The 16,840-nt window shown below is 60.0% G+C and carries 12 protein-coding genes and 1 pseudogene; 6 read left to right on the top strand and 7 right to left on the bottom strand.

All coding sequences use genetic code 11. The features are described from left to right. Window positions 1-359: 359 nt before the first annotated feature. The 7 genes and pseudogenes from F8N12_RS28265 to gap all read right to left on the bottom strand — a co-directional run. A pseudogene (locus F8N12_RS28265) lies at window positions 360-1,319 on the bottom strand (chemotaxis protein); the annotation flags it as partial. A gap of 427 nt (window positions 1,320-1,746) precedes the next feature. Then, a complete protein-coding gene (locus F8N12_RS12960) occupies window positions 1,747-2,142 on the bottom strand; it encodes a YbaN family protein (protein WP_150580773.1) in 396 nt (131 codons plus the stop codon). Window positions 2,143-2,299: 157 nt separating this feature from the next. Continuing rightward, a complete protein-coding gene (locus F8N12_RS12955) occupies window positions 2,300-2,902 on the bottom strand; it encodes a biliverdin-producing heme oxygenase (protein ID WP_150580772.1) in 603 nt (200 codons plus the stop codon). A gap of 110 nt (window positions 2,903-3,012) precedes the next feature. Then, on the bottom strand, window positions 3,013-5,601 hold the full coding sequence (locus F8N12_RS12950; RefSeq protein WP_150580771.1) for a TonB-dependent receptor: 2,589 nt from the start codon (window positions 5,599-5,601) through the stop codon (window positions 3,013-3,015). A gap of 121 nt (window positions 5,602-5,722) precedes the next feature. After that, window positions 5,723-6,688 carry a FecR family protein gene (locus F8N12_RS12945; protein WP_150580770.1) on the bottom strand — a complete coding sequence of 322 codons (966 nt, stop codon included), beginning with the start codon at window positions 6,686-6,688 and terminating at the stop codon, window positions 5,723-5,725. Between the two features lie 120 nt (window positions 6,689-6,808). Beyond that, window positions 6,809-7,327, bottom strand: coding sequence for an RNA polymerase sigma factor (locus tag F8N12_RS12940; RefSeq protein WP_150580769.1), 519 nt, complete (start codon window positions 7,325-7,327; stop codon window positions 6,809-6,811). Window positions 7,328-7,551: 224 nt separating this feature from the next. After that, on the bottom strand, window positions 7,552-8,553 hold the full coding sequence (gap, locus tag F8N12_RS12935) for a type I glyceraldehyde-3-phosphate dehydrogenase (protein ID WP_150580768.1): 1,002 nt from the start codon (window positions 8,551-8,553) through the stop codon (window positions 7,552-7,554). Between the two features lie 220 nt (window positions 8,554-8,773). Between gap and edd the strand changes: the two genes are divergently transcribed. The 6 genes from edd to F8N12_RS12905 all read left to right on the top strand — a co-directional run bounded on the left by edd (window position 8,774) and on the right by F8N12_RS12905 (window position 16,797). Next, window positions 8,774-10,600: a phosphogluconate dehydratase gene (edd, locus tag F8N12_RS12930; RefSeq protein WP_150580767.1), complete on the top strand. Its 1,827-nt coding sequence runs from the start codon at window positions 8,774-8,776 to the stop codon at window positions 10,598-10,600. After that, on the top strand, window positions 10,597-11,547 hold the full coding sequence (locus F8N12_RS12925) for a glucokinase (protein ID WP_150580766.1): 951 nt from the start codon (window positions 10,597-10,599) through the stop codon (window positions 11,545-11,547). Before edd ends, F8N12_RS12925 begins: the two co-directional genes overlap by 4 nt. Window positions 11,548-11,723: 176 nt before the next feature. Next, the gene (locus F8N12_RS12920) at window positions 11,724-12,455 is read left to right on the top strand and encodes a response regulator (protein ID WP_150580765.1); all 732 of its coding nucleotides are present in this window, start codon (window positions 11,724-11,726) and stop codon (window positions 12,453-12,455) included. Between the two features lie 31 nt (window positions 12,456-12,486). After that, window positions 12,487-13,914, top strand: coding sequence for an ATP-binding protein (locus tag F8N12_RS12915; RefSeq protein ID WP_412072149.1), 1,428 nt, complete (start codon window positions 12,487-12,489; stop codon window positions 13,912-13,914). A 204-nt stretch (window positions 13,915-14,118) separates the two neighbouring features. Continuing rightward, the gene (locus tag F8N12_RS12910) at window positions 14,119-15,378 is read left to right on the top strand and encodes an AGE family epimerase/isomerase (protein WP_150580763.1); all 1,260 of its coding nucleotides are present in this window, start codon (window positions 14,119-14,121) and stop codon (window positions 15,376-15,378) included. Window positions 15,379-15,495: 117 nt separating this feature from the next. Continuing rightward, window positions 15,496-16,797 carry an ABC transporter substrate-binding protein gene (locus F8N12_RS12905; protein ID WP_150580762.1) on the top strand — a complete coding sequence of 434 codons (1,302 nt, stop codon included), beginning with the start codon at window positions 15,496-15,498 and terminating at the stop codon, window positions 16,795-16,797. The last annotated feature ends 43 nt before the right edge of the window (window positions 16,798-16,840 follow it).

Genomic DNA, 16,840 nt, shown 5'->3' with positions numbered 1-16,840 from the left:
TCGCCCACGGCTTTACTGACTTCGTCAGCCAGCTGATTGATGTCGCGGGTGCTGCGCTCGATGATCGACATGCCGTCGCGGGCTGACTGATCGGCGCCCTTGGCGGCGTTGGCGGCATTCGACGCGCTGTTGGCGACGTCGTGCGCGGTGGCGCTCATCTCATTGGACGCCGTAGCGACCTGGTCGATTTCGCGGAACTGCACTTGCATGCCTTCACTGGTCTGGCGGGCGATTTCCGAAGACTGATCGGCAGTGCCGCGCGCATCGGTGATGCTTTGCTTGATCTGCGCGATGGTCGGTTGCAGCTTGTCGAGGAAGCGGTTGAACCAGCTGACCAGTTCGCCGAGCTCGTCTTTTTTGCTGTACTGCAGGCGCTGGGTCAGGTCGCCGTCGCCGCTGGCGATCGCCTTGAGCATCTCGGCCACGCTGTTGATCGGCCGGGTCACGCCGGTCGCGGTCAGCCAGATCAGCAACAAGCCGATCAATCCTGCCGCAACGGCAACCGCCACCGCCATGATCGTACCGCGCGCCTGCGCTTCGTCGAGCACCTCCTGCAGCTTGACCGAGTCTGCCAGCAGCACTTGCCTGGGCAAGTCGATCACCACGGCCCAGGCTTTGGAATCGGCAATCGGACTGACCGGATAAACCGCCCGAATCAGGTCACCTTGTTCTATGATTTTTGGCGTGCCCGCACTGAGCAGTTGCAAGACATCCTTGCCGTCCGCACCCAGTGCGTCAGCGATGTTTTTCCCGACCTTGCTTGCATCATTGCTGTACCCGGCAAGCACGCCGCTGCCAGAGACGATCAGCATGTGTCCGGCTCCGCTGAACAGATCGCGTTGGGAATCGACGGCGGCGGCCTGCAGTGCATCAAGGGCGATGTCTACACCGACCACACCGATGGATTTGCCGTCCACCAGCAACGGTATGGAAATGGTCGTCATGAGCATTTCCTTGCCGCCAACGGTGTCGGCATACGGGTCGAGCAGGCACGTGCGTTTGCTGTCTCGAGGGCAGGTGTACCAGCTGTTGTAAGGTGTGCCGCTGAGGCTCAACGTGGTTTTGGTCATGTCGTCTTCGACCATGATCGTATTCATTCCGGCACCGCCGGCACGGCTCCAGTAGCTGGCGAAACGTCCAGCTTCGTTGGACTGGCGCGCTTCGTCGTTGACGAATTCGCTGTCCTTGCCATCGAGACCGTCGGGTTCGAACGCGAGCCAGATTCCCAGCACTTTGTTGTTGCGCTCGAATGCGGTTTTCAGGCTTTGGTTCAATTCTTCGCGCACCGCGCCGGCTTCAAGCGAGCGCTTGGCGGCCATGCTGCGCAGGTCCCTGATCTGGTCCGCCAGCGCGGTCACCACCAGCAGGCTTTCGCCAAAGGTCTTCTGCACCCGCACCGCTTGTTCGGCGGCCTTGGCTTCCAGCAGATCCTGCACGCTGGCGGTGAGCATTTTGCTGCTGGAGGCGCTGACCAGTTGATCGTTCTGGTTGGTCTGGTAGATGTTCATGCCGACGATCAGAACGACTACACCCAGCAGGCATAGCCCGGAGAGCAGAACGATTTTCAGGCGAATGGAAAGAGAGTCGAACATAGGGCGAACTCGAGAATGAATGATGGGTTGGCTGTGAGTCGAGGTCGACCCGGGTTGCCAAATCCATTCAGCGCCATTCCTGAACCATCGGCGTGGCGAGGGTTTGCATGAGGGAAAGTCGATGAGCGGTCAGCGCAAGCGTTTGCGCGGTTTGTCAGGAAGGTTTCAGGCTGGATTCGGGCCGTGACCAGATCCACAGATTGCCCGCGCCCATCCCGACAATGGCCAGGTAAACCGCCCAGCCATGATCGAGCGTCACCAACATCAACCCTGCGCACAGCAACATGCTCACGGTGGCGCTGACCTTTGCCCGACGCGCAATGACCTTGCCGTTGCGCCAGTTGCTCAGGATCGGTCCGAACAGCCGATGGTTTTCCAGCCACGCACTCAGGCGCGGCGAACTGCGGGTTGCGGCCCACGCGGCAAGCAGAATGAACTCGGTAGTAGGCAGACCGGGCACGACGATGGCAATCAGGCCTATGCCGAGGCTGGTGTAGGCAAGCAGGCCGAAGAGGATGCGCGTAAGTCTGGTAGTCGAGGGATGAGACATGGACTGGGAAAGGGCATTTTGGAATAGGGTCAGAGATGTGCAACGTGTAAAGGCTGTGTAGGAGCAAGCTTGCTCGCGATGAAGACTCACATTCAACACCAATTTCGATGCCAGTCCACTATCGCGAGCAAGCTTGCTCCTGCGGGATCGCGTTCTGTCAGGCGAGTTGGGGCGTGTACGCCTGTTCCAGCAGCACGGTAAAACGGTTGAACGCGTCTATTGCGCCTTTATCAAGTTCGGCTTCCTCCTGTGGGCTCAGTTCGAGCGCGTCGAGCGTGCGCACGAAATTTTTCCACCCCTCAGCGCGGCCGCCGGCCGGTTCGCCGAGATGGCGGGCACCAAATGTCTCACTCAAGCCCAGCCCCACTGCGCGCTTGATCAGAAACGCCGCGCCAAGCTTGGAACCCTCCGAGACAAACAGCCAACCCAGCGCTTCGGCTTGGCTCGGCTTGTTAACAGCACCTGGCACCGGGGCCGGAACATCGGTGTCCAGATCAGCCAGATCGGCCTTGGCCGCTTCGGCACGGCAGCGCGCGGGCAGGTCAGGAATGATTGCGGTCAGCTCGGCATCGTTGTACAGCGACGCCAGCTCCGACTGGAACAGGTATTGCGCAACTACAAATCGGGCGAAATTGGCTTGGGTGTCGAAGGGCGCGTGGGTTTTGACCAAGGCATCGAGTCTGCTGTGCGGCTCCTTGGTGATCTGGTTAACGCGCTGCGAACGCAGAGTGGGTCGTTGGGCAGTGGCCTGGGACGTCATGTACAAATCCTTTGAAAAAGAGGCGTCTGCCAACGAGACGAATCAGCAGACGCCGAACAGTAAAAAAGTTTCTGCGCGGTCAGCGAAAACCACGCAGCGCAGCGGGCGGGTCAGATGTCCCAGATCAGGTTGAGCGCAAAATTACGCCCAGGCTGAGTCAGGCGATCGAGGTTGGCCGGGTTGATCACCGCTGCCTCGCCGACGCCGTCGTAACCGCGCACGTCGTCCCACAACCAGTATTTCTTGTCGGTGAGGTTGTAGACGCCGGCGCTGACGGTCACATCGTCGGTCACCTTGTAGAATCCGGTCAGGTCGAGCATGCCGAAGCCCGGCGATTTGAACTGGCTGCTGACCCCGTCCGGTGATTTGAAGTTGCTGTCGTCGACCCGGTTCTTCTTTTTCACCACCGTCCAGCTGAGCAAGCCGCCGTAGTTGTCCTGGTCGTAACCGAGACCCAATACGCCGGTCATCGGGTTGATGCTGTTGATCGGTTCGCCAGTATCGTTGTTACGGCCGTAGAGATAGGCCACCGAGCCTTGTGTATACAGCCCTTGCGGCGCGCCGAAGGCATCCAGGTTCAGGCGACCCTTGACCTCGGCACCCTTGATGGTCGCTCGTTTGATGTTGTTACTTTGGAATGTCATCTCGGTGTAGCCCGGGCCGATCGCATCCTCGTTGATGAAGTCGCGGTATTTGTTGTAGAACACCGCCACGTCGAATGAACCGTGCTTGAAGTTGCCGCGCAGGCCGGTTTCAAAGCCCTTGCTTTTCTCTGGATCCAGATTGGGATTGGGCTCCACGCTGTAACCCTCAGCGGCGTTGTCAAAGCGCCCGTACAGGGCTTTGGCGGTTGGCGTGCGGAAACCCTCGGCGTACTGGCCATACCAGGTGTATTGCTCGGTCAAGGCGTAGGTCAGGCCGAATTTCGGTGACACCTTGTGCCACGTCTTGTTTTTGTCGCTGACCGTACCGTTACCGTCAGGGACGGCGGTGTTGAGGAATTCCTGGGTGATCTTCGGCTTGAGTTGCGTGTAGTCATAGCGCAGCCCGGGCAGGAAGGTCCATTTGTCCCAGCTGATCTGATCCTGCGCAAACAGACTGTAGGTGTTGATGGTAGGGTCCGGGAAGTCGCTGGACTTTTTCAGCACGTCGGCGGGGCTGACTGCGCCGACTACCCGGCAACTGCCGAAAGCCGCCAGGCAAATGCCATTGCCGCTGCGCGAGCCGGTGACTTTTTGCTGCTTGATCGTGGTGCCGTAGGTCATCAAGTGATCGGTCTGGCCAAGGCTGAAAGCCTTGTCGAGTTGCGCGTCGAACACCCACTGCTTCTCTTCGTAGAGCGTGTTGCGCGTTCGCAGTACCTGGCGCGACATCGGGTAATAGAACTCGGCGGTGCTCTGGTCAGTCTTGGCGACCTGGTGATTGAGACTCCACTTGACGTTGTCCACCAGCAGGCTGTCGAGGGCGAAGCTGTTTTCCACGCCCAGCCGTTCGCGGGTCACAGTGTCGTTACCGGTACGCCATTGGTACATTCCGCCGGGTAGCACAGTTTCCGGTATGGTCGGCCTGCCATCGGCGTAAGGACCGCCGTAGGCGCTTTTCAGATCGGCATCGCGATCGTCCTTGTACTTTTCGTAAGTCAGGCCAAGGCGTGAATCGTCGTTGTAGTTCCAGCCGACCTTGGCCAGGACATTGTAGGTACGCACCTCTTCCGGGTTTTGCGCGGTGCGTGCCAGGCCGGTGCCATTGTTGCTGCCGTAGGATTCGGTTTCGTGGCCATCGCGCTGGCTGTAATGCAGCAAGCCGTCGAACTGATTGGCGCGCCCGGCGACCGTGGCGGATTTCAACCAGCTTTCGTCGGCGGAGCTGTAACCAGTCTTGAGGCGCGCGCCGACATCGTTGCCGGATTTAATGATGTCGTCGGGGTCGAGGGTGAAATAACTGACGGCGCCGCCGATGGCGTTGCTGCCGTACAGCACCGACGCCGGGCCACGCAGGATTTCCACGCGTTTGATGATTTCCGGGTCGACGTAATTGCGCTGGGTCTTGGCATACGGGCCGTTAAAAAAACCGTTGGGAATTTCCACGCCATCGACCTGGGTCAGGATCCGGTCGCCGTCGATGCCGCGGATGTTGTAGCCGCTGATCCCGCCGCGTTGCCCGGCGCCGCCTACGGAAACTCCCGGCTCATAGCGCACCAGATTCTTGATCGTATTGACGTTGTTGCGGTCCAGTTCGTCGCGGGTATGAACGGTGACGGTACCCGGCACACTTTCGACGCTTTGTTCCTGGCGAGTGGCGCTGATAGTCACCTGCTGCAAATTCAACGCACCGCTGCCGGCCCGTTTTTCCAGCACGATGTTGCTGTTGCCCAGTTTGCGATAGCTCAGGTTGGTCCCCACCAACAAGCGATCAAGGGCTTTTTCCGCTGGCAATGATCCGCGTACGCCCGGCGATGCGACGCCCTGTGCCAGCTCAGCCGAGAGGCCGACTTGCCAGCCGGTAACGCTGGTGAACGCGTTGATTGCCGACACCAGCGATTGCTGGGGAATGGCGAATGCATAGTCGCCTATCGTGCGCGTTGGTTGTCCGGCGGCGTTGGCAGCCAGGAGCGACTCGCTACCGGCCAGGAGAATGGCCGCAGTCAGCAGCGACAGCATGCGCGAGGGTGAAGAGTGGCGGGTGAGGCAAGAGGACATCGATAGCGCTCCGTGTCGCACGAATCTTTATAGGTGCTGATTGGCATCCGGGATGCGAATCAATTGCATTGGCTATAACGAGACGAACGAGCTCGGGCTATCGAGTAAAAATAATTCTCATTCAGTTAAGAATCACCAGCGCAGGAAATTCCTGCAGGCGAGCCGAGGTGATGTGCGCCAGCGACCGAACTGCGTCCAGCGGCTGATCAAGGCGGTAATTGCCTGTCACGGCAACATTCGCCAGTTGCGGGTTGTTATTGATGATCCAGCCGGGGTAATAGCGCCGCAGCTCCGCCAGCACTTCGTCCAATGGGCAGTTCTCAAACACCAGGCGCCCCTGGACCCAGGCCAGGTCTGTCGCGGCATCAAGTTTGGCAGGGCGGTCAAAACCGTTCGGGCCTATGCGGATGCTTTCGCCGGCGGACAAGCGAATCCGCGCGTCGTCGCGGGTCGCCTGCAGATCAATGTCGCCGCGCTGCACCCGAACCTGCGCCACACCGTCGAGGTAACGCACGGCGAATGCAGTGTCGCGGACACTGGCCTTGACCGGGCCGGCATCGATTTGCAGGGGCCGGTCGCGGCTGGCGGGCACGTCGAAAAATGCCTCGCCCTGATACAGGCGGGCATCACGCTGCTGGTCGTTGATGGTGCTTGAAAAAGCCGAGTCAGTATTCAGCAGCACTTTCGAACCGTCCTCCAGCTGCAAACGCTGGCGCTCGCCGACCACGGTCAAATGGTCAGCCTGAAGGCGCAAAGGCACGTTGCTGAAACTGAATAAACCGAGGATCAACACGGCAGCGGTGGCCAAAGGTTTCCAGTGCGGACGCAGGCGTGAAAGCACGCTGACTTTGGCTGGCAGCTCGGTGAGGTGTTGCGCGCATTGCGCAACTTGCGGACCGTCCCAGATAGCTTGCGCCTTGGCAAAGGCGTGCTCATGCAGGGAATCGGCGGCCAGCCAGGCGTGGAACTGTCGTGACTGCTCCTCGTCGGGATTGCCCAGCACAATCAGCCAGTCCAGGGCCTCGTCCATCGCACGGGCAGTGTTGCGCGTCGGGTCGGGCGGAGCGGGGCGGTTGGGGTCCGTCACGGTGTTTCCTCGGCGTGTCTATGCACGGCTGTTTATATAAGTGAAGCTGAGCGGCAAGAGTAGCAAAGTCACCGGCCCCGATGCTGTCGGCCCCGATCATTGGATAGGCCGCTGTCAAACTCAGTCGCCGTTCAAACGTTCGGCGACCCCGACGCAGATGGTCATGATCAGTTTCAATTCCTTTTGCACCGTGCTCAACGAGACATCAAGCTTGTCGGCGATCTCAAGGTAACTGTGCCCGTGTAGCCGGCTGAGGATGAAAATCTGCTGCTGACGTTGGCTGAGTTCACTGAGGCTCACGTTCAAACGCTCGAGTAGTTGTTCGGCATGGGCGGCGTCCTCGGCGCTGCTGACGGGCGCCGCAATGCTTTCCACCACGTCCGGCGGGACATTGTCGAGCATCGTTCGCGACTGGATGCGTCGCGCCCGCAGATGGTCCAGCGCAAGGTTGCGGGCAGTCTGGAAGACGAAGGGTTCGAGGTGGTCGATGGCCCGCTCGCTGAGCGCACGGGTGACCCGCAGGTAGGTTTCCTGGAGAAGATCTTCAGCGGTGCTGTGGTTGTTGACCATCCGCTCCAATGTGCGCAGCAGAGAGACCCGCTGTGCGATGAAGACATGATTGAAGTGCGATTGACTCACGGGAAGACCTGATCCATTTCAAGCGAATGATAATGCTTATCATCTGCATGAGTGGTCAAGCGCTCAATTGTGAAAAACTGCGCAGTGCGATTATTCGGCGTCACACAACGCCCTGTAGGAGCGAGCCTGCTCGCGAAAGAGGTTTGAACTACGCGTTAATCCAGACAGTACGCGTTATCGTTTACCGCTTTCGCGAGCAGGTTCGCACCTACAGGGGAGGGTGTTTATTCGGCGTTACACAATGCCAAACAGTTATCCAGCATGCGGTTGGAGAAGCCCCATTCGTTGTCGTACCACGCCAGTACTTTCAGCAGCTTGCCGCTGGACTTGGTGTGGTTGGCATCGAAGATTGACGACAGCGGATTGTGGTTGAAGTCGCTAGAGACCAGCGGCAGGGTGTTGTAGCCGAGGATCTTGGAATGTTGGCTGGCTTCTTTGAGCAGCGCATTGACTTCATCGGCTGTGGCTTCGCGCTTGAGTTGCACGGTCAGGTCGACCAGCGACACGTTGATCACCGGTACGCGCACCGCCATCCCGGTCAGTTTGCCCGCCAGTTCCGGCAGCACCAGACCCACCGCTTCAGCGGCGCCGGTCTTGCTCGGGATCATGTTCTGCGTGGCCGAACGCGCCCGGTACGGGTCCGTGTGGTAGACGTCGGTCAGGTTCTGATCATTGGTGTAGGCATGGATCGTGGTCATCAGACCGCTCTCGATGCCGAGTTCGCGGTGCAACACCTGAGCGACCGGGGCCAGGCAATTGGTGGTGCACGACGCATTGGAAATAATGTGATGCGATTGGCGCAGAATGTCGTGGTTGACCCCGTAGACCACCGTGGCATCGGCGCCTTTGGCCGGCGCCGAGATGATCACTTTGCGTGCGCCGGCAGTAATGTGCGCAGCTGCCTTCGCCCGGTCGGTGAACAAACCGGTGCATTCGAACACAACGTCGATCTTCTCTGCGGCCCAAGGCAGTTCCGCAGGGTTGCGAATGGCGCTGACAGCGATCCGGTCGCCATTGACGGTCAGGCTCTCCTGATCGTGCTGAACCTCGGCGTCGAAAGTGCCGTGAACGGTGTCGTATTTGAGTAGATGAGCATTGATGGCACTGTCGCCCAGGTCATTGATTGCAACAATCTGCAAATCCTGGCGGTAGCCTTGGGTATACAGTGCGCGCAGGACGTTGCGGCCGATACGGCCAAATCCATTGATTGCGATGCGAAGAGTCATTTAACTGGGCCGCCGTCGATTTGTTGTTGGAATTACAAGATTATTCGCATAAAAATAGAAAACAAGCCTTTTTAGTGGCAATATTTTGTTCAATCTACAACGAGTGACCTGAATCAACTGGTCCGACCGATCAACGAAACCGTCCGTCATCTCATCGACAGGCGCCGTTGATCAGCATAGACAATCAGGTCGCCACATCCGTTAGCCTGGAGTTCTACACATGCATCCCCGCGTCCTTGAGGTCACCGAACGGCTTATCGCCCGCAGTCGCGCAACTCGTGAGGCTTACCTTGCGCTTATTCGCGGTGCTGCCAGCGACGGTCCGATGCGCGGCAAGCTGCAATGCGCCAACTTCGCCCATGGCGTGGCCGGTTGCGGCAGCGATGATAAGCAAAGCTTGCGGATGATGAACGCTGCCAACATCGCAATTGTTTCGTCATATAACGACATGCTCTCGGCGCACCAGCCGTACGAAGTTTTTCCTGAACAAATCAAGAATGCCCTGCGCGAAATCGGCTCGGTCGGTCAATTCGCGGGCGGCACGCCAGCCATGTGCGATGGCGTGACCCAAGGCGAGCCGGGCATGGAGCTGAGCCTGCCGAGCCGCGAAGTGATCGCGATGTCCACCGCCGTCGCGCTCTCGCACAACATGTTCGACGGCGCGCTGATGCTCGGCATCTGCGACAAGATTGTCCCGGGGCTGATGATGGGCGCGTTGCGTTTCGGTCACCTGCCGACCATCTTCGTCCCGGGTGGGCCGATGGTCTCGGGTATTTCCAACAAGCAGAAAGCCGATGTACGTCAGCGCTACGCCGAAGGCAAGGCGACGCGCGAAGAGCTGCTTGAATCGGAGATGAAGTCTTATCACAGCCCTGGCACCTGCACATTTTACGGCACCGCCAACACCAATCAGTTGCTGATGGAAGTCATGGGCCTGCACCTGCCCGGCGCTTCGTTCGTCAACCCGAACACCCCGCTGCGTGACGCCTTGACCCGTGAAGCGGCGCATCAAGTCACGCGGTTGACCAAGCAGAATGGCAATTTCATGCCGATCGGCGAAATCGTCGACGAGCGCTCGCTGGTCAACTCCATTGTCGCCTTGCATGCCACCGGCGGCTCGACCAACCACACCCTGCACATGCCGGCCATCGCCATGGCGGCAGGCATTCAACTGACCTGGCAAGACATGGCCGACCTGTCCGAAGTCGTGCCGACCTTGAGCCACGTCTACCCGAACGGCAAAGCCGACATCAACCACTTCCAGGCGGCGGGCGGCATGTCCTTCCTGATCCGCGAACTGCTCGCGGCAGGGTTGCTACACGAAAACGTTAACACCGTCCTCGGGCATGGCTTGAGCCGCTACACCCTGGAGCCGTTCCTGGACAACGGCGAGCTGGTCTGGCGCGAAGGTCCGGTCGACAGCCTCGACGAAGACATTCTACGTCCGGTCGCTCGCGCGTTCTCGGCAGAGGGTGGCTTGCGCGTCATGGAGGGCAATCTCGGTCGCGGCGTGATGAAAGTTTCCGCCGTGGCCCTGGAAAACCAGATTGTCGAAGCACCGGCGATGGTGTTCCAGGATCAGCAGGATCTGGCCGACGCGTTCAAGGCTGGTCTGCTGGAGAAGGATTTTGTTGCGGTCATGCGTTTTCAGGGGCCGCGCTCCAACGGCATGCCGGAGCTGCACAAGATGACGCCTTTCCTTGGCGTGCTGCAGGACCGTGGTTTCAAAGTCGCCCTGGTGACTGACGGGCGCATGTCCGGCGCATCGGGGAAAATCCCGGCGGCCATTCATGTCAGTCCCGAGGCTTACGTCGGCGGCGCTTTGGCGCGGGTGCAGGAGGGCGATATCATCCGCGTCGATGGCGTCGAAGGCACACTTGAGCTTAAGGTGGACGCCGACGAATTTGCAGCGCGTGCACCTGCCGAAGGCCTGTTGGGTAACAATATCGGCAGCGGTCGCGAGTTGTTTGGTTTCATGCGCATGGCCTTCAGCTCCGCAGAGCAGGGCGCCAGTGCCTTTACTTCTGCCCTGGAGACGCTTAATTGAAACTGGCTTTGGTCGGGGATATCGGTGGGACCAACGCACGGTTTGCGTTGTGGAAAAACCAGCAACTGGAAGCCATCCAGGTGCTGGCGACGGCGGATCACGCCAGCCCCGAGGAGGCCATTGGCGTCTACCTCGGTGGGTTGGGTTTGAAACCCGGCGATATCGGTTCGGTGTGCCTGTCGGTGGCGGGGCCGGTGAGTGGTGATGAATTCAAATTCACCAACAATCATTGGCGCCTTAGCCGCAAGGCGTTCTGCGAGATTTTGCAGGTCGACAGATTGCTCCTGACCAACGACTTTTCGGCGATGGCGCTGGGCATGACCCGCTTGCAGCCGGATGAGTTTCGTGTGGTCTGCGCCGGCACCCCGGAGCCACTGCGCCCGGCGGTGGTGATCGGCCCCGGCACCGGTTTGGGCGTCGGCACGTTGCTGAATCTGGGCGAAGGCCGGTTCGCGGCGCTGCCGGGTGAGGGCGGTCACGTCGATCTGCCGCTGAGCAGCCCGCGCGAAACCCAGCTGTGGCAACACATTTTCAACGAGATCGGCCACGTCAGCGCCGAGACGGCACTGAGCGGCGGCGGTCTGCCTCGGGTTTACCGGGCGATCTGCGCGGTGGACGGCCACGAGCCGGTGCTCGATTCTCCGGAATCAATCACCGCGGCAGGGCTGGCGGGCGATCCGATTGCTCTGGAAGTGCTGGAGCAGTTCTGCTGCTGGCTCGGGCGAGTCGCCGGCAATAACGTGCTGACCACCGGCGCGCGCGGCGGGGTGTTTATCGTCGGCGGGGTGATTCCACGGTTTGCCGATTTCTTCATCGAAAGCGGTTTCGCCCGGTGTTTTGCCGACAAGGGCTGCATGAGCGATTACTTCAAAGGCATCCCGGTGTGGCTGGTGACAGCACCGTATTCCGGGCTGGTCGGCGCGGGAGTGGCGCTGGACCAAGCCTGAAACACAATCTAAATGTGGAGCGGGCCTGCTCGCGATAGCGGACTGACATTCAACATTGATGTTGACTGGTGTACCGCTTTCGCGAGCAGGCTCACTCCTACATGGGGTTTGTGGTGTTTGTCGGTTCCGCGCTTGAGGCATAATCCGCCCAATTCAAACAACAAGGATGCCGCCCCGTGAGCTCAGTCAACAAGTCGATTTTGTTGGTCGATGACGACCAGGAAATACGCGAGTTGCTGGATACCTACCTGACCCGCGCGGGTTTCCAGGTGCGTACCACACCGGACGGCGCCGGCTTCCGGCAGGCCATGAACGAAGCGCCGAGCGACCTGGTGATCCTCGACGTGATGCTGCCGGACGAAGACGGCTTCAGCCTGTGCCGTTGGGTGCGTCAGCATCCGCGGCAGGCCCAGGTGCCGATCATCATGCTCACTGCCAGCTCCGACGAGGCCGACCGGGTGATCGGTCTGGAACTCGGCGCTGACGATTACCTCGGCAAACCCTTCAGCCCGCGTGAACTGCAAGCCCGGATCAAAGCCCTGTTGCGGCGTGCCCAGTTCGGCCAGGAACGCAGTGGCAGTGAAGTGCTGGCCTTTGAAGAGTGGCGGCTGGACATGGTCAGCCATCGGCTGTTTCATACCGATGGCGAAGAAGTGATTCTGTCCGGCGCCGACTTCGCCTTGCTCAAGCTGTTCCTCGATCACCCTCAGCAAATCCTCGACCGCGACACCATCGGCAACGCCACCCGTGGCCGCGACCTGATGCCGCTGGATCGCATCGTCGACATGGCCGTCAGCCGTTTGCGCCAGCGCCTGCGCGACACGGAAAAACCGCCGCGACTGATCCGCACCGTGCGTGGAAGCGGCTACCAATTGGCAGCCAATGTGGTTGCCGGCAATGGTCACTGAGTTTCTGCGCAACGCCGCCGCCAAGGTGCCTGTGCCACGCTCGCTGCTCGGGCGCATGCTCCTGCTGACGTTGTTGGCGGTGTTGTTCGCGCAAACCTTGTCGAGCGTGATCTGGGTCTCGCAATTGCGCGCGACCCAGCTCGAAGGGCTGGTCACCAGCGCCCGCAGTCTCGCGCACTCGATGACCGCCAGCGTCAGCTATTTTCGTTCGTTGCCGGTGGCCTATCGGCCGCTGGTGCTGGACCAGTTGCGCAGCATGGGTGGCACGCGTTTTGTGGTGACACTCAACGACAAGCCGCTGGACATGGACGTGTTGCCAGTCACTCCGCGCAAGGCTGCAGTGATGCAAGCGGTGGACGAGGTGCTGCGTCAGTCGCTCGGCAACGACACCGACATTCTGGTGACCTTCGTCAGCCCTGAGGATCTGCGGATCTTCAACGCCGGGCTGAAACTCGATGAGCTACCGCGCTCTTGGGCGCATTACGCGCTGACCCTGGAACCGGTGAATCCGCCGGTGCTGGTCACCCAGATTCAAATGGCGCCGGGCGAATGGCTGTACATCGCATCGCTGTTGCCCGAGCCGTACACCAGTCTTGAAGAACAGGGCCTGCCGGCGCAGCAAGTGTGGTTCATCGTGCTCACCAGTGGTTTTTTGCTGTTGTTCATCGGCCTGCTGGTGCATTGGCAGAGCCGGCCGCTCAAGCGCCTCGCGCGGGCGGCGCGGGATCTGTCACTGGGCGCCGATGTCGAGCCGGTGGCCGAGGGCGGCGGCAGTGAAGTGGTTGAAGTGGGTCGCGCGTTCAACACCATGCGCGAGCGCATCAGCCGTTACCTGACTGAACGCAGCCAGTTGTTCAGTGCGATTTCCCATGACTTGCGTACGCCGATCACTCGCTTGCGCTTGCGCGTCGAGCTGCTGGAAGACGAACAGTTGCAAACCAAGTTTGGCCGCGATCTGGATGAGTTGGAGTTGCTGGTCAAAGGTGCGCTGCAATGCGTGAAGGACACGGATATTCACGAGAACATCGAGCCGGTGGACCTCAACCATGTGCTCGATTGTCTGGTCGAGCCGTATCTGGCGCCGAACGGCAACGGTCGCGTGACCCAGCAGGGCCGCGCGCTGGCGGCGTATTCGGGCAAGCCGTTGGCGCTGAAACGCTGCATTGGCAACCTGATCGACAATGCGCTGAAGTACGGGCAGAGCGCGCATCTGCAAATCGATGATGATGAGAGCGCGTTTGTGCTGCACGTCGATGATGAAGGCCCAGGCGTGCCGGAGCAGCGGCTGGAGCAGGTGTTCGAGCCGCACTTTCGTTTGTCCGGGCAGCAGCAGGGCTATGGGTTGGGGCTGGGGATCGCCCGTAACATTGCCCACAGCCATGGTGGTGAAGTGAGTTTGCAGAACCTGCGTGAGGGCGGGTTGCGGGTGACCTTGCAGTTGCCGCGATCATTAGAGTGACGCACCGGTCCTTGTAGCAGCCGGCTTGCTCGCGATGGCTGAGTCAGTCAACGGATTAATCGACTGATCTAGCGCTATCGCCAGCATGCCGGCTCCTACATGGAAATGTCACAGCTTGGTGACAAAACCTGCCGCCTTCGTTACAAGCCCGGCCCCGCCCGTTGTTTAGACTCCGCGCAGTCATAACAACAAAAAAGGCCCCCCATGGATCACTTCGAACCCGGCTTCAGCAGCTGGCTCAATGCCCCCGCGCACCAGCAATGGCTTGCCGCCGAGGGCCTGCGCCTGCTTGCGTTCGCCAAAGCTTCACGCCTGCCTGAAGGCTTCGGCAATCTCGACGAGCGCGGCCATCTGCCCGGAAATGCCCAGGCCGAAACCATGAACACCGCGCGCATGACCCACAGCTTCGCCATGGCCCACATTCAAGGCCTGCCGGGTTACGCAGAGCTGATTGACCACGGCATTCAGGCCCTGCGCGGGCCATTGCGCGATGCGCTGCACGGGGGCTGGTTTGCCAGCGCCGGCCACCGCGATGGCAACACTGGCAAGAACGCGTATCTGCACGCCTTCGTCGCACTCGCCGCCAGCTCCGCCGTAGTCGCGCAACGCCCCGGCGCACAAGCACTGCTCGATGACGCGATCGACATCATCGACACCTATTTCTGGAGCGAAGAAGAGGGCGCCATGCGCGAATTTTTCAATCGCGACTGGAGTGAACAAGAGGCCTATCGCGGCGCCAACAGCAACATGCACGCCACTGAAGCGTTCCTCGCACTCGCCGATGTCACCGACGATCCGCGCTGGCTGTTGCGCGCACAACGTATTGTCGAGCGGGTGATCCACGGCCACGCCGCTGCCAATGACTACCTGGTGATCGAGCATTTCGACCGCGACTGGCAGCCGCTGCGCGACTACAACCACGACAACCCTGCGGATGGTTTTCGCCCGTACGGCACCACGCCGGGCCACGGTTTCGAGTGGGCGCGGCTGCTGCTGCACCTCGAATCCGCGCGGGTGCAGGCCGGCATGCTCACCCCTGGTTGGCTGGTAACCGATGCGCAAAAACTCTTTGAACAGAATTGCCGTCATGGCTGGTATGTCGATGGAGCGCCGGGCATCGTCTACACCCTCGACTGGCACAACAAAGCCGTCGTGCGTCACCGCTTGCACTGGACGCACGCCGAAGCCAGCGCCGCCGCCAGTGCTTTGCTCAAACGCACCGGCGAAGCGCAATACGAAGCCTGGTACCGACTGTTCTGGGAATTTTGCGAGACGCATTTCATTGACCGCTACGGCGGCAGTTGGCACCACGAACTCGACCCGCAAAATCGCCCCAGCGCCGATATCTGGGCGGGCAAACCCGATCTGTATCACGCCTGGCAAGCTGTTTTAATCCCGCGTCTGCCGCTGGCGCCAAGCATGGCCAGTGCTTTGGCGCAGTTGTCCCGCCACGCTGCTGTGTAACCGTGTGGTGACATTTGCGCGTCCCTTCGTTACCTGCGAAGGAACGCGTCCTGTTTAAACTCCGTGCAGCGCAAGCATCAGACTTGCATGCATAACAACAAGAAAGGTACATCTCAGATGAATGCGATTTCTCGTCTCGCCACTGTCATTTCTGCCGCCTCCCTGTTCCCGCTCGCAATCTTGCCTCTTAGTGTTTCCGCTGCCGAATCCAAAGGTTCGGTGGAAGTTGTGCATTGGTGGACGTCGGGTGGTGAAAAGGCTGCGGTCGATGTGCTCAAGGCTCAGGTCGAAAAAGACGGCTTTACCTGGAAGGATGGCGCCGTCGCCGGCGGTGGTGGTGCAACCGCCATGACCGTGCTGAAAAGCCGTGCCGTTGCCGGTAATCCACCGGGCGTTGCCCAGATCAAAGGCCCGGATATCCAGGAATGGGCATCCACCGGTCTGCTCGACACCGATGCTCTGACAGACGTTGCCAAAGCCGAGAAGTGGGATTCGCTGCTCGACAAGAAAGTCTCCGACACTGTGAAGTACGACGGTGATTATGTTGCCGTGCCGGTGAATATCCACCGCGTGAACTGGCTGTGGATCAACCCGGAAGTGTTCAAGAAAGCCGGGATTGAAAAAGCGCCAACGACCCTCGAAGAATTCTACGCCGCTGGCGACAAGCTCAAGGCTGCAGGCTTCATCCCGTTGGCTCACGGCGGTCAGCCTTGGCAGGACAGCACCGTGTTTGAAGCAGTCGTGCTTTCGGTCATGGGTGTTGACGGTTACAAGAAAGCCCTGGTCGATCTCGACAACGCAGCCCTGACCGGCCCGGAAATGGTCAAGGCGCTGACCGAACTGAAGAAAGTCGCGACCTACATGGACGCTGACGGCAAAGGCCAGGACTGGAACCTGGAAGCCGCCAAGGTCATCAACGGCAAGGCCGGCATGCAGATCATGGGTGACTGGGCCAAGTCCGAGTGGACCGCCGCCAAGAAAATCGCCGGCAAAGATTATCAGTGCGTAGCCTTCCCCGGCACCGACAAAGCGTTCACCTACAACATCGACTCCCTGGCAGTGTTCAAGCAAAAAGACGCAGGCACGGCAGCTGCTCAGCAAGACATCGCCAAAGTCGTGCTGGGTGGAAATTTCCAGAAAGTCTTCAGCATCAACAAAGGCTCGATCCCGGTTCGACTCGACATGTTGAACAACATGGACAAACTCGGCTTCGACTCCTGCGCCCAGACTGCTGCCAAAGACTTCCTGGCGGACGCCAAGTCCGGCGGCCTGCAACCAAGCATGGCGCACAACATGGCGACCACGCTGGCGGTGCAAGGCGCGTTCTTTGATGTCGTGACCAACTACATCAACGATCCGAAAGCCGATCCGGCCGATGCCGCGAAGAAACTCGGCAGCGCGGTCAAATCCGCCAAATAACACCTTGTAACGCTGGTTCCTCATGTGGGAGCGAGCCTGCTCG

The sequence above is a fragment of the Pseudomonas fluorescens genome (assembly GCF_902497625.1).
Classification (GTDB): domain Bacteria; phylum Pseudomonadota; class Gammaproteobacteria; order Pseudomonadales; family Pseudomonadaceae; genus Aquipseudomonas; species Aquipseudomonas fluorescens_BQ.
The sequence above is the reverse complement of the archived record's forward strand: the minus strand, read 5'-3'. Positions and strand labels throughout refer to the sequence as shown.